This is a genomic window from Paenibacillus sp. R-74696 (assembly GCF_055814915.1).
Map to the genome: position 1 here is coordinate 1 of NZ_JBPULM010000041.1, position 14,317 is coordinate 14,317.

Annotated in this window: 11 protein-coding genes and 1 CRISPR repeat array; of the genes, 2 read left to right on the forward strand and 9 right to left on the reverse strand. The window is 43.8% G+C overall.

The annotated features are described in order from the left end of the window. The 3 genes from ACSR9A_RS19320 to ACSR9A_RS19330 form a co-directional block, all read right to left on the reverse strand. Positions 1-1,255, reverse strand: a 1,255-nt coding sequence (locus ACSR9A_RS19320; protein ID WP_473758953.1) for an MBG domain-containing protein, incomplete at its 3' end; no start/stop codon positions are given. An 833-nt stretch (positions 1,256-2,088) separates the two neighbouring features. Further along, on the reverse strand, positions 2,089-2,901 hold the full coding sequence (locus ACSR9A_RS19325; protein WP_473758955.1) for an AAC(3) family N-acetyltransferase: 813 nt from the start codon (positions 2,899-2,901) through the stop codon (positions 2,089-2,091). Positions 2,902-2,918: 17 nt separating this feature from the next. Further along, positions 2,919-3,668, reverse strand: coding sequence for a class I SAM-dependent methyltransferase (locus tag ACSR9A_RS19330; RefSeq protein ID WP_473758957.1), 750 nt, complete (start codon positions 3,666-3,668; stop codon positions 2,919-2,921). 170 nt (positions 3,669-3,838) lie between these two features. Here ACSR9A_RS19330 and ACSR9A_RS19335 point away from each other — a divergent pair, with 170 nt between their 5' ends. Next, positions 3,839-4,090, forward strand: a complete 252-nt coding sequence (locus tag ACSR9A_RS19335) for a hypothetical protein (RefSeq protein ID WP_473758959.1) — start codon at positions 3,839-3,841, stop codon at positions 4,088-4,090. A gap of 358 nt (positions 4,091-4,448) precedes the next feature. On the opposite strand, the gene ACSR9A_RS19340 is transcribed toward ACSR9A_RS19335, so the two are convergent. The 5 genes from ACSR9A_RS19340 to ACSR9A_RS19360 all read right to left on the reverse strand — a co-directional run bounded on the left by ACSR9A_RS19340 (position 4,449) and on the right by ACSR9A_RS19360 (position 9,279). Next, positions 4,449-5,846 (reverse strand): ABC transporter substrate-binding protein, encoded by a 1,398-nt coding sequence (locus tag ACSR9A_RS19340; RefSeq protein WP_473758961.1) that lies wholly within the window; start codon positions 5,844-5,846, stop codon positions 4,449-4,451. A 25-nt stretch (positions 5,847-5,871) separates the two neighbouring features. Next, on the reverse strand, positions 5,872-7,098 hold the full coding sequence (locus ACSR9A_RS19345; RefSeq protein WP_473758962.1) for a hypothetical protein: 1,227 nt from the start codon (positions 7,096-7,098) through the stop codon (positions 5,872-5,874). After that, positions 7,091-7,711, reverse strand: coding sequence for an ATP-binding cassette domain-containing protein (locus ACSR9A_RS19350; RefSeq protein WP_473758963.1), 621 nt, complete (start codon positions 7,709-7,711; stop codon positions 7,091-7,093). Before ACSR9A_RS19350 ends, ACSR9A_RS19345 begins: the two co-directional genes overlap by 8 nt. Before the next feature lie 19 nt (positions 7,712-7,730). Then, the gene (locus tag ACSR9A_RS19355) at positions 7,731-8,651 is read right to left on the reverse strand and encodes a hypothetical protein (RefSeq protein ID WP_473758964.1); all 921 of its coding nucleotides are present in this window, start codon (positions 8,649-8,651) and stop codon (positions 7,731-7,733) included. A gap of 100 nt (positions 8,652-8,751) precedes the next feature. Then, complete coding sequence (locus tag ACSR9A_RS19360) at positions 8,752-9,279, reverse strand: hypothetical protein (RefSeq protein WP_473758965.1); 528 nt, start codon at positions 9,277-9,279, stop codon at positions 8,752-8,754. A 376-nt stretch (positions 9,280-9,655) separates the two neighbouring features. Between ACSR9A_RS19360 and ACSR9A_RS19365 the strand changes: the two genes are divergently transcribed. Further along, positions 9,656-10,180, forward strand: coding sequence for a DUF4825 domain-containing protein (locus tag ACSR9A_RS19365; RefSeq protein ID WP_473758966.1), 525 nt, complete (start codon positions 9,656-9,658; stop codon positions 10,178-10,180). A 444-nt stretch (positions 10,181-10,624) separates the two neighbouring features. Beyond that, positions 10,625-13,814: a CRISPR direct-repeat array (repeat unit 33 nt; unit sequence GTTTCAATCCACGCACTCCGTACGGAGTGCGAC). A gap of 206 nt (positions 13,815-14,020) precedes the next feature. On the opposite strand, the gene cas2 is transcribed toward ACSR9A_RS19365, so the two are convergent. Further along, positions 14,021-14,311 carry a CRISPR-associated endonuclease Cas2 gene (cas2, locus tag ACSR9A_RS19370; protein WP_056034675.1) on the reverse strand — a complete coding sequence of 97 codons (291 nt, stop codon included), beginning with the start codon at positions 14,309-14,311 and terminating at the stop codon, positions 14,021-14,023. Between the last annotated feature and the right edge of the window lie 6 nt (positions 14,312-14,317).

Here is a 14,317-nt window from a genome sequence, read left to right on the forward strand (position 1 = left end):
TCCCTACATGACTTGCTTGGTCAGCACTCGTTGCGTACGTTGCTGTAATCCCATCTGACGATAAACCGCCCACTATCGTTCCTGTGAATACCGGATTGCTCATTCCGTATTCACGCGTCGCATCGTCTGCGGTTACCGAAAGTGACGCTTTCGTAATGGATAGACTGCCTGAGGTTTTGGTTACTTCGTAATTTCCTAGCTTATTATTCGGATCAACCAGTGCTGCTTCGATCGCATAGCTCCCTACATGACTTGCTTGGTCAGCACTCGTAGCATAAGTTGCTGTAATCCCATCTGACGATAAACCGCCTGAGACCGTTCCTGTGAATACCGGATTGCTCATTCCATATTCACGAGTCGCATCATCTGCGGTTACTGCAAGAGGCCTCTTATCGACCCTCATCGTAACAGAATCATTCGAAGTAAGATGGGTAGGGTCTCCTGCGAATTCCGCTGTAAGTGTATGATTCCCTATTGCCGTGTTAACCGAATAGCTGAATATTGCTTCACCATTTCCATTCGTATTAGATGAACCAAGAACGTTCCCATCCAGAGAAAATGTGACTCTTTTATTCGATACTGCCTGATTTTCAACATCCAGCAATGTAGCTCTGATCTCCTCAGTATCACCATAAGTTGTTGTAAGCTGGTCCAACTGCAAAGAAGTCGAATAGTCCCTCTGCTGAGAAGCTACATACGTCCTGAATGCAAAATCAAAATTGAAATTATCCCAAGATTCAAAATAATACGGTGTACCGCCGGTATATGCGCTAGGATTGTATATTCTCCAAGTGACTTGGTTCACTTGACTTGGTTCATTGTTGGTTGTCTCCATCATCATGCCATAAATCTTGTTAGACTCCACATAAATCCCTTCGTTAAAATTAAACCGAACCCATCCTCCCGGAAAAACAGGCACAATACTACTGCTTACCTTCGCTACGCCTAGTACTGTCCCATTAATATCGGCGCCTTCGTGAATCGTCAAGCTTATCTCTCGCTCAGTAGCTGAAGATTGACCAAGAAATACATCGACATCGTACATCCATCCCGTTTTGCCTGCAGTAAAGCTTTGTCCTACACCCTTTGATCCGCCTTGCGAATTCGGGATCGTATTATCTGTATCCGATGTTTGATCAATTGGATCAACGAATGACGCTTGGCTAGATTCCGGCATTGCGAAGGCAATCAATAAAATACCAATTACTATAAGAACCCCTTTTCTAAAAAGGTTCATCTGTCTTGCATGTAACATGGTTGCAACGCTTCCTTCCGTTCTTTATTAGTATGTAATATGAATGCTCTTATCTTGAAAATTAATTAACGCAACTAACTATTAACATTATTATACACCATAACCTTTTCGCTACTAGGATTAATCTATATAAAAAAAAATTCAAAATGACCTTAAAAATAGCTGTAATTAACCCTTACCCTTCTTCGGATTGAGAGTATCTTTACCGTTCAATTACCTTATTTAATGTTGAAAAATGGGTACTGTCACTCACATTTGTATCCTCTTGCCCGAATATGATTGTTTAGAAAAGAACCGACAATGTTACGCATCCTTCGAAGGAGATGTGGTCCAGTGACACAATTTGGTGGGGGCTGTTTGACGCTTACGATGAAAACATGATAGCGGATGTGTTCGTGTTTCAATCCACGCACTCCATACGGAGTGCGACGCTAATCGTCGCTGCGCGTTCTTTCAATTAGATGTTTCAATCCACGCACTCCATACGGAGTGCGACGCTAATCGTCGCTGCGCGTTCTTTCAATTAGATGTTTCAATCCACGCACTCCATACGGAGTGCGACGTTTACGCCCTTCCAACCAGCCTCACCGCCCCGGATGTTTCAATCCACGCACTCCATACGGAGTGCGACAGCGAAAATACATACAATTGATTACATCATGGTATCAATTGCATATATTTTCAAGATCATCCATATAAACAAAATCTAAATGAAGTATTGACTTTTCCCCAAGTTCTTGATTTTCGTCATGATTCGACAAATTTTAAGGTGCGAATCCCCTAGGGTTTTTATGTGAGCTTCCCATTCGCACCTGCATGGACATAACCTTTTTTCACTCCATAGGACGATGGATCATCAGCCACTGCTTGGCAAAATCGACCGCTTCTTTCAGATCAAAAAGCCGAGACTCGGCGCTGCCTACCGCACCCTTTTGCACAGAGCCCTCATGATCGTAGAACTGCCCAATCCGGCCAAAATCTTCCGAATCATAAGCGAAATCCGTAAACCATTTCCATACTCGCTCGTCCCCTTCATAAATAGCTGTTCCCAGCTGCTTAGTCGGCAGACGCTCACTCATCGCTTCAGCCAGATGAAAGCTTGTACAAGATTCATACCCCGTCCCCAGCATCAGCACCTTGGCGCCCAAGCCGTACAGCTTCCCGAGTGGCGACGCCATGCCGAATTGTGGGCTTAGCATATGCTCGGATGTGATAAGCTCCGCATACTTGCCATTGGCGCAAAAAGAAACCTGCGGATGCGTTGAGCGCACCGTCCCCGGAAACGTTCGGAACAGCTCCGCAATACGACCCATTCCCCGCGTGGGTGATAAAGCTGGATCGAAGGCCGGAAGCTCCCGATAAATTGTCTCATACCACTCCTCTGGAACCGGAGGATTCCCCCACTCGGCTGGATCGCTCCAATCCCCGGTTTGCGCAGGCATAATTAACGTGCCCTCATCTCCGACCGCCTGCATAAGCGCCTGCACCATAGCCTGCGGCCCGCCGCATACCCAGCCCAAGCGCGACAAGGAGGCGTGCACCAGCACCGCATCGCCCTCTCGAACGCCTAATCTTCGCAAATCCTTCACGATGTCGTTTATCGTAATCGGTCTTTTCTGACTGTTAATCAGCTGCTGTTCTCTCACATTTGTTCCCCCTGCTTCTACCTTTGTGCCTTAATCATAAACCGCTCTGCGAACGCCTTGATGCCTCTTTCCGACTTATTATCCTTAATGAAGGCTTCTAATCGCCCAAAATCTTCCGGCTGCTGCCCAAAATTCGGAATAATCGGCGTATGCTTAAGCAGAAAAATCAAATCCTCCGCTGTCTCATAAAACTCCGCGACATTCCACTCCATAACCTCAATCTTCGTAAAGCCAGCTTCCGTCAGCTCTGCTATATGCCTCTCCTTGAGCGAGCCTGGCTTCTCCCCGTAGGCTTGCCCTCTTCCGAACGCCTGCTTGAGATTCAGCTTATCGTTCTCGCTCACTTGCTGCGTCAGGAAGGTGCCGCCATGCTCCAGCACCCGGGCTACCTCCTGTGCATGGAAGGCCGAGTGCCTGCAGGAAACGATTTGAAAGAAGCGGTCTGGAAAATCCAGCTTGTCCGCATTCATTGGCAGTACGCGAACATTGCTGCGTTCGGCTAACGTAATATTTTTCATAGCGGTATTGACCATGCTTGTAGATAAATCAATCCCCACCAGCAGCAGGGCACAGTCCGCAATTGATAAAATAGCTTCCCCGCCGCCCGTGCCAATATCGAGCAGCAGATCGGATTTTCGGCTTAGCTTGACGACCTCCTGATACAAGTCCCACTTCGCTTCCTCCGAAATACACTTCAGCCTGCTGAAATCCCAGCCATTGCTTGCTCCAACCTCATTATAAAAAGCCTCGTAGTCGATTTGATTCATTATGATTCAGCCTTTCCTTAAAAATCCAGAATATCCCGTGCGCGCACAATAGTCTAAAAGACAGCTGCTTTGTAAATTGTAACATTTTAGGTGGCGTTTTCGTAATAAAGTGTATATAAAATGCTGTTACTCGCTTTTGCAGGGTAATCCTTGTATCGGGGGAATTTGCGATGAGAAACGAAAAATTGGTTCTTGTGCTGTCTCTATTTTTAATTTTTTTCAGCTTAAGCGCCATTCTTTTTGGTTATTGGGAAGCCTTGCAGCCGAGAACGGGTCCTGTTGGAAACGGAGTTACATTTCCAACCTTACTTCAAATACTGCCCTCTATTCTAGCCATCGTGACGGGTGTTCTGAATCTAGCCCATATCGTCTATGTCCGCAGAAAGGCCTATTATAAGAACAAAAACAATCACAATAAGTGAGTAGAGAAGATCATTGGAAAATAGGCTGCTTCCCCGTAGATGATACGACACGGAAGCAGCCTATTTTTTCAATTTAAACAAATGCGCTTGTAGTAACCCCAATCAGGAATCATGCTGAATGTGTTTTTAATTCACTACCATGTACGGAGTGCGACAGCGTTTATCTTTTTGTTCTGTACTAAATTTAAAAGACGCCTCAAGTTTTCAATATAACTTGAGGCGTCTTTTTACTATTCTTTTAGTAAACTCTACAATAGAGTACTCTCATCAAATCACTAACGCTACCAGTCTGTTTGGTTTAACCTCAGATTATTAATCTTGCAAGTGTCAAGTTATAAAGCAAGAATCCCAGGTGTTGTTAAAGAATTTTCTGAAGTTCAATATTCCCTTCTATCTCCCACTCTCTCAGAGCCTGACGAACCTCTTTATCCCCGATAAGCACTTCATTTAATTTATTACGCCCGATGTCCAACACTTGGTACAGGTCTGGCTTCTCATCCAGCATGCGTCCGAGTCTAATCTGATAGGGGGCAGGCACTAGACTGAAAAAAGCATCTAGGTTGTAATTCAGATTGCTCTGCGGCTTGTTTGATTTAACATAGGTGAACAAATCGTTGTTATTGCTGCGCGATTTCGTATTTGCCCATTCCTTGCTATTGATAAACTTAATAAATTCCCAAGCCTCCTTTTTGTTCTGCGCATTTGCAGCTATTCCCATTGCATTGTTAATTGTAATGCTCCCGCCTATGCCGGGCTGTTCAGCATGGATGGGCAGGGTTACCACATCCCATTCAATCTGTTCCATTCCCTGAATTTGTGGCGCATTCAGATTCGCGTCCATTATCTGATTGACGTAATTGTACGAAGCAATTGTCATAGCCGTTTGTCCCGATAGAAAGTAATCGTTAGAATAGGGATTCATCATGTCATTGCTTGCTTCAGAAGCATTTTTGTTCTCATCATCAGGCAGTGGAAGCTTTGCTTGGCGAGCCAAATTAATAAAGTCCGTCCAGATCCGCTCCCAACTGTCCGTATCAACCGTCATTTTACGTTCCTTTTCGTTAAAAATCATGGTTTGAAGCGGAGACGCATAACTCAACATATCGTAAAACACATCCGAAGAGAAACTGTTGAAAGTAAATCCATGCAATAATTTCCCGTCTCCTAGATGAAGGCGCCCTGCCAACTGAATTAAATCATCCCAGGTCATCCCATCGCGAGGGAATGGAACTTCCTGCCTCTCAAAGATCGTTTTATTATAAAAGAGGGCTGTGGTTGAAAACGTTGGTGAGAGACCATATGTACTGCCATTACCTATCATGGACAACGTATTATTAACTGGCGCGGCTAGCTCACCCGTTTCAATCTGACTTTCTTTTATTAAGGGATCTAGATTCATCAACAGATTCTCATCAATCAGTCTCCACAAGCTTTGGTAATCAACCAGAACAAGATCAGCTTTACTTGAATCCAATAATGTTGTCTTTAATTGCTCCAATGGACTCTGCTCCTGCTCACCATCCGTCATAACAGGGATAAATTCTATTGTGACGTTCGGATGAGTAAACTCATAAATCTCGGCGTACTGTTGTCTAAGCAGGTTGTTTTCAGACTCACCGTATGTAGTTGCGATCCGCAGCAATACGCTATTCGCATCATCGTTTTCGGTTGGACTAGAAGTACAACCTATTAAGGTTATCATGAATACCATTATCACAATAGCTGCACTTACTATGTTCTTAACTTTACGTTGCATGCTAGGAGCCTCCAAAAAATTGCACTTATTCGAATTCTTTGTTTGTCTTAAGGAGCGTGAGTATATTCTTCTTTGAATATTGCCGTAGGATCCATAAAATAATGATACGATTAATTGTGAGAAGAATTAAGATTATCAATACTAGAATGGATGATGTGAATAAATATACATTTTCACCAATGAAAATAGCACTTACTACCACGGTGTAAAGCGTTATCCCCACGGCAGTGAAAAAGAAGATTGCATTAATATTCCGTGAGTATATCTGATTAATTGTTGTTTGGTTGTACCCCAGTTGTTTTAAAATTCCCATATCCTTTTGCTGTACTTTAAGATAAGAATTAAACGACAATATCACATGCGCGGCCGTTATCATCAGAATTAGAACCCCTAAGGCCAATGACAATACTACCGTATTTTTCATGGACACATCAAAATTATCAAATGCTTTAAACGTATAATTTGTATTATATCCTTTATCATTGACCAGTTCTGCAATTCCTTCCACCTGAGATAATGCGTCGACGTAGACATATATCTTCCTCAAGGATTGAATACCGAACGGATTATGACTATCATATTCCTTGACGAATTGGTCCCATTGAATCAAATATGTTTTTTCGATCATTTCTTTATACGTTTGGCTACCTATATAAATAGTTTCTAATTGTTCATCGTTATAAAGGGAAAAAGGGTTTTTATCTGATACTCCTAACTGATAGTTCATCGGATAATCGACGATCTCGCTGCTGCTCAGCCCGTCTTCATGGACTTTGACAATTGGGAGTTGCAAGGTTAGCACCTGATCTAAATCCATCTTTCCGCAAGCTTTTCTTATTTCCAAGTCACAGCTTCCTAAATATTTGCCTCCTGCCTCATCGAGGCCATAAATAAAATGAGTACCTCCCTTTGCATCTTGAATCCCAAAGTTAAACTGATACTCCTTAAAGACCTTATAGCTTGTATCGGGGTACTCTTTTTCAATCTCTTCACGAATGGTCGTTTCATCCTCGTATTTCAAAGATTGAGCATGCATGGCATTGCCTCGCGAGGTCGTAATTTCAATGATATGCGTATTATCATTGGAGAGAAAATCTTTATCTACTTGGAGATATTGATTAATAAAATACACGGCAGAGCTCGCAATCAATACTAGAGAAAAGATGAAAAGCAAAATTGAAATTCGTAGATATGAATTTGATTTTTTAAGAATTAAACGGGATATAACAGGCGTGTTCTTAACTTTATTCATGATATAATCTCCCGTTCTCCAGTCTCAGGTCCATCCCACCCTTTAATAGAAGGTTGCTTTCATGACTAACCACAATAATCAACTTGTTTTTAAAAACATTTTCAATGGTCTTGATAATCTGTTCTTTGTTTTTTGTGTCAAGTTTTGAGGTCGGCTCGTCCATCAGAACGATATCCGGTTCAGAGATAAGAATGGACGCTAACTGGACACGTTGTTTCTCACCGCCGGAAAGCATCGATACTTTTCTTTCTTTTAGATCAAGAATATTAAAGTTGCTCAATGTTTCCACGATTAGCGCTTCAAACTGTGAATCAGCATGGTGATTAGGCGAAAAAGAAGCATACTTAATGAATAAATTTTCTCTGACCGTTAAATTTGAGAAGAGCATTTCATCCTGGAATAAATACCCAATATTTAAAGAGCCCTCCCCCTCTACATGACCGCTATCCGGGTTATCATAACCTGCTATTAAATTGAGCAACGTTGTCTTCCCGGAGCCGCTTTGCCCATGAATGATATAACGGTTTGGACTATGAAATTCAAAATCGACACGATTAAGAATATCCTTATCACCGAACCTTTTGGTCAAACCCACCAATTTTAATGTCTTCATGTTCCCCTCTTATCTACAGTTATGGAATATTGATTTGCTTAATGTATGCTTCGCAATAAACAGTAATCACTTGATTATCGACTGAAAAGTCAATGACGCCTGAAACACTTCCTATTTGTTTCTTAGATGCAATATCAATAACATCCAGCACAAGATCTGCTTGTTCATTAGGATAGATTTGAATAAGAAGTCCATGTTTATCGTCTATGTAATTCAACGTTTTTTTCTCGAATTGTATTCGATCATTAAATATCAATTCATTGCTGGAAGTTAGCAATTCTCCATTTGTACTATATAACTCCCCCGTTTCGAGATTATCCGCTTCAATCCTTGGTTCTGCATCTAAATTGTTCATTAACAAGGATTGTAAATGAAAAGAATTTGAAGCTTCGTCATAAACCGTATAGTAAAGCTTATCTTTAACGATCGCCCCGTATGACACAAGTGCCGATACATTAGGAAGATCTTTCGTGCTATCTTGAATTAACTCTGCAATCGTACGTTTCGTTTCCTTCCCACTGTCATCATAATAGGAATGAATAAAAAAATAACGCTCACCATTTGTTGCCAAAGGAAAAATGGCTTCGTTTTTTCTATCTTTCAATAGTACGCTTTCCGTAACGTTATCCTTGTCGATTCTTAATATCGAGAAACCATTTGTAAGGCTGTTGCCAACCGTAAAGTATGGGCTGATGGTATTAAATTCATAGTAAATATAATTTGGAATATCCTGTTGTTCTTCGATGGACTTTGTCTTCTCATTATAAGTGAGTAGCTTTTGAGAATACCGATTGATTAGATACATACATTGGCCCTCTTCACTGCATTTAGGCAGTTCAACATTATTCACCATCCCACCGCCTGGCTGTACGTCACTTTGCCGACTACAACCTGCTAGCGCGAGTTGAACAATAAGCAACATCAAGACGAATTTCTTCATTTGCCCCCCATATCGATCATGAAAGATAGTAAACGACAGGTAAAGAATCAGCCGCATACACGGTCGATTCTTTACTTGTTATCTTCTTCAGTTTTGCAAATTAAACGCCTGCGCTAATTTCGTAATACTTAGGGTCGCTCGAAAGCTTTACTTTAGCGGTGTTTGTTGTAACAATCGTTCCACTTCTATAGTCGGTGCTCGGTCCGATAACGATGTTTGAACGCCAATCCGACGATTTGGATCCATTGGCATTCTCCCAAAACTTCAGAACCGTTGTCGTACTCGCCCATGCGGAACCGCCCCCAGCGCTTACGCCGTCAGCCGCAACGCCCATGGAAATATTTGCGGAGTTTCTCAAAGAGGCTGTGCTGCTCCATGAAGTCCTAATGGACGATACTGTTTTGGTACCGCTATAAACGGCAGATACCTGCCAATCCCATTGAAGCGTATTTCCGGAGCTTGTCGCGACCGTAGCTCTCCAAACATTAGAGGTTAAAGTACCTTGACTGGATGGTATGGTCAGTTGTTTTGCTTGGGTACTGGCAAATGAAATTCCGGCAAACAAAGAAAGACTTAAAATAGGGACAGATAAAAGAGTTGCACAGGTTTTCTTAAGATTAAATGTCATTGCTTAACCTCCATATGAAAATAAGTTTTTATTTGAAAGCTGGCCAGCTCTTCAAAACACCGTTCGCCCATATCTTACACACTTATCTAACACATAGAATGATAGCATATAATTTCCAATTTGATAATACCAATTACAATTTTATCAAAATATTGTAACTTTTTAGACATTCTCATTAGCGAGGGATATTTTATGTTTGTCCTCTCTCAAATTCAAGAATTACTACAAGAAAAGAGTTTGACGTCTTGCAGGAACCTCTAGTGAAGAACAGCACATCTCGGGACACGTATGGGAAACAAACTTGAACTTTTCTCAAAACCTATGGTATGGTTAATACATTAAAATGTGGAAGCAATTTGAAATAGAGAGGTGAATCATGAAATTTTTTGGGAAGGATTATAAATTTCTTATAATTATGATGTTAATGATGCTTACGTTGGTCGCGTGCAATTCAACTAACAAGGTTCCGGATTCTGATGAGGATTTATTTAAGTTTAAGAATACACTTATTGGCAGTAACAGTGCTGTGGGACAAATTGTTCATCAGTTGCCTGCAAACGATAAATTAGACAAGATGATGCTTGAAACTGAACAAGAACCGTATGGCCTTTCCTTAATTTATAAAAATGACAATAATCCGCTCTCCCCTGACGATTTGGAGCAAACGATTGTCTACAATGCCTCTTTTATTTTCGCCCTGATTCCAAATGTAGACCGAATAACGTTTACTGTGGAGGAAAAGACATATGTTATCCACCGTGAGTTTCTCCAGAAATGGTATGATGGTCACGTTCTTGTGGAATTTGAATCTACAGATGATTTAAAGGAATTTATCGGGAAATATATCTCAGACCAACAAAAAGTGGATCAGCTATTTAAAGTAGTAGCAAACCGGCAATAACTTCTCTAAGTTTATACTTATCTTGCTCCAACTAACCATGTTAGTAAACTTAACTTGACTGAGCCTCTTTGATTTTCTGACTGTACGAATACCTTCCCCAATTGTTCAAATCATCATTTGCCCCCTTAATACAGAAAAGTCCCGATTAAATCCATCGTGACTTTTCTAGTTGAATATTGTGCTGATTACTACAGCTAATTATAATATTCAGAAAATAGATTCTATGTTCGAAATTCAAAAGGTCGAACGCCCCTTAAAGATAGCTTTGATCATTTGGTAATTTATGTATAGAAATTCAAATGTCATCTGTCTGCCCTTTGGCCTTCGTTCTTACGAAGAGTCCGTGCGTTTTCTTCCGACCTACTACTTATGGCTAGGTAGTCGTTTCATCCGCTCCGTAAGGAGTGCGACCTTACTGAGGCTGACCAGGTTATCCTCGTCAGTATTTCAATCCACGCACTCCGTACGGAGTGCGACATGTCATTTACTTTTCCCAACGATCCCCTAATAATGTTTCAATCCACGCACTCCGTACGGAGTGCGACGGAAGTCCGGCGCGTCCTCTACGTTATCAATATCGTTTCAATCCACGCACTCCGTACGGAGTGCGACAGCATCTTCGCTTTATACACGACAATGACAACGTCGTTTCAATCCACGCACTCCGTACGGAGTGCGACTGCTTGAAATTGCGCCGCTGACTGTACATCAATAGTTTCAATCCACGCACTCCGTACGGAGTGCGACCAAATCGCTATGGATACAGATTATGAGGACAATGTTTCAATCCACGCACTCCGTACGGAGTGCGACCCTTTAGCTACTGATGCCCCGTTGCAACGTGACGTTTCAATCCACGCACTCCGTACGGAGTGCGACTGCAGAGCAGCCTAGTAGTATCATTTGTCTTGACGTTTCAATCCACGCACTCCGTACGGAGTGCGACGGGTTTTTCGATATTCGAGGGTGGAGGCGGGAGAGTTTCAATCCACGCACTCCGTACGGAGTGCGACTCTCACTTACTTTCCCGCTGTATTCGCGGATGATGTTTCAATCCACGCACTCCGTACGGAGTGCGACGAATATAGATTCTGCATCCGCAACAAGTTTATCTCGTTTCAATCCACGCACTCCGTACGGAGTGCGACCTTAACGCTAGCCGCGAGCGTCTAGAGGCACTATCCGTTTCAATCCACGCACTCCGTACGGAGTGCGACCGGCACAAAAACGGGGTCAATCATGAGTCAGTTAGTTTCAATCCACGCACTCCGTACGGAGTGCGACGCCGGATAAGCGAGATGTGCAAGGACTTCCGAGTAGTTTCAATCCACGCACTCCGTACGGAGTGCGACATGAAAATCTCGTTTGTGTTTGAAACTAAGAAGGTGTTTCAATCCACGCACTCCGTACGGAGTGCGACAAAACAAACTAATAGTAACGTTACGGAGGGGTAGTTTCAATCCACGCACTCCGTACGGAGTGCGACGGTCAATTACGTCAGTTATATTGTCGATCAAAAGTTTCAATCCACGCACTCCGTACGGAGTGCGACATCGCCGCTATCTCAGCTCGCGTGCAGCGAGGGGTTTCAATCCACGCACTCCGTACGGAGTGCGACTATTACAGTAATATTACAGGCGCTTCATGGCGGTGTTTCAATCCACGCACTCCGTACGGAGTGCGACCTGCGGAGCTTGCCTTGAAACGTATTCTTGAGGCCGGGGTTTCAATCCACGCACTCCGTACGGAGTGCGACATTGTCCCAGCGCTTGAGCTTGACAGCTATTTTCGTTTCAATCCACGCACTCCGTACGGAGTGCGACGATGTCGGGTGGGAATGTTCCTGCTCGCTCGACAGTTTCAATCCACGCACTCCGTACGGAGTGCGACTAAACTTCATTAAGGCGGTGTGAGAAGATGCATGTTTCAATCCACGCACTCCGTACGGAGTGCGACAAATGATTCCAAGGTTAACAACAAATCAGGATTTGTTTCAATCCACGCACTCCGTACGGAGTGCGACATGCAGGCATCACGCCGTACACCGTGAAGATTTAGTTTCAATCCACGCACTCCGTACGGAGTGCGACAACCTTCAGCCATCGCGAATCCATCCATAGAGCGTTTCAATCCACGCACTCCGTACGGAGTGCGACTTAATCCAATGTCCTTCTGACGCTCCATTTTCTTGTTTCAATCCACGCACTCCGTACGGAGTGCGACATTGATTAGTTTCTGAGATTGTCCATTCGGTTTGTTTCAATCCACGCACTCCGTACGGAGTGCGACGATTGTCCATTCGGTTTGAATTTGATCCAGAGTAGGTTTCAATCCACGCACTCCGTACGGAGTGCGACTAGATTGATTATAGGACAATCTATGCCAGAACGAGTTTCAATCCACGCACTCCGTACGGAGTGCGACCTGTTTCCGAGTCCTAGTGTGACTATGGCGGTCATGGTTTCAATCCACGCACTCCGTACGGAGTGCGACTATGATTGATTAGTATCAGCTTTCTCCATTAGTGGAGTTTCAATCCACGCACTCCGTACGGAGTGCGACCCTAAACCCTTTCAAAATCTCACCTTCCAGCAGAACGTTTCAATCCACGCACTCCGTACGGAGTGCGACGGATTTACGGCGCTTCTTCGATACGAACGGAATGTTTCAATCCACGCACTCCGTACGGAGTGCGACACGCCTCGGCCAGTTAAGCCGGTGAGCGATAGTATGTTTCAATCCACGCACTCCGTACGGAGTGCGACTCAGGCTCCTGACTTCTGCGCTTCGATCTCTCTGTTTCAATCCACGCACTCCGTACGGAGTGCGACAAACATCCAACGGTTACGTTTGATCGACTTATGGTTTCAATCCACGCACTCCGTACGGAGTGCGACCATAATTTTGCGTCTCTTTTGGCAAATACGGTTGTTTCAATCCACGCACTCCGTACGGAGTGCGACATCTTTGACATAGCTGTCCTCGGCCGTTCCGGCGTTTCAATCCACGCACTCCGTACGGAGTGCGACCATCCGTCAATACTGATGCTAAAAGAATACTTAGTTTCAATCCACGCACTCCGTACGGAGTGCGACCAGGACGTTCTTTATCCATTCCATGTTTTTCCCAGTTTCAATCCACGCACTCCGTACGGAGTGCGACCCCCGTAAGTTGCGCTTCCGCCATCGGGTTCGTGTTTCAATCCACGCACTCCGTACGGAGTGCGACCAACTGAGCAATTCAGTGCAGCTTGGGACAGCATGTTTCAATCCACGCACTCCGTACGGAGTGCGACAAATACTTTTCTCCCGCGCTGGCTCAAACTATTGTTTCAATCCACGCACTCCGTACGGAGTGCGACGCCCCGTAAGTTGCGCTTCCGCCATCGGGTTCGTGTTTCAATCCACGCACTCCGTACGGAGTGCGACTTGCTGCTGTCGCCATATCCCCGCTCCTTTCCAAAAGTTTCAATCCACGCACTCCGTACGGAGTGCGACGATCTTCCTACCCTTCGAGCGCTCGCCCCATTTTCGTTTCAATCCACGCACTCCGTACGGAGTGCGACGCGGTTGACCGCCCGTTCAAAACTGCCGGAGAAAAGGTTTCAATCCACGCACTCCGTACGGAGTGCGACAGCGAAAATACAAGTGATTGATCCCATCATGGCATCAATCACCCCATTTTTCAATAAATATAATACTAAAAAAATCTAGATCAAACCTTGACTTTTCTTGAAACAACTCAAATTCGACAAATTTCCACAATTTCTGAGGTGCGAATCCCCTAGGGTTTTTATGGGAGCTTCACATTCGCACCATGAATCCGCAAAAAAATTTTCGTTTATAGAATAAGCGGTGCTTCCATATCATAGGCTTCTTTTGCACCGATGTGCTCTACCTTGCTTTTGTGATTATCACCCAAATTGTAGAAGCGCAGGCTATCCGTCTGCTTATCAATGAGCTCCTCTAATTCATACTTCAATTGGCGAAACTTCGTCGCATCTACAATACATTCAAATACGGAGTTCTGCACCCGCTGGCCGTAATTCAGACAGGTTTTCGCTACTCGGGAGAGCCGTCTACGCCCTTCCTTGCTTGATGTACTCACATCATACGTTATTAATACGAGCATATGAAC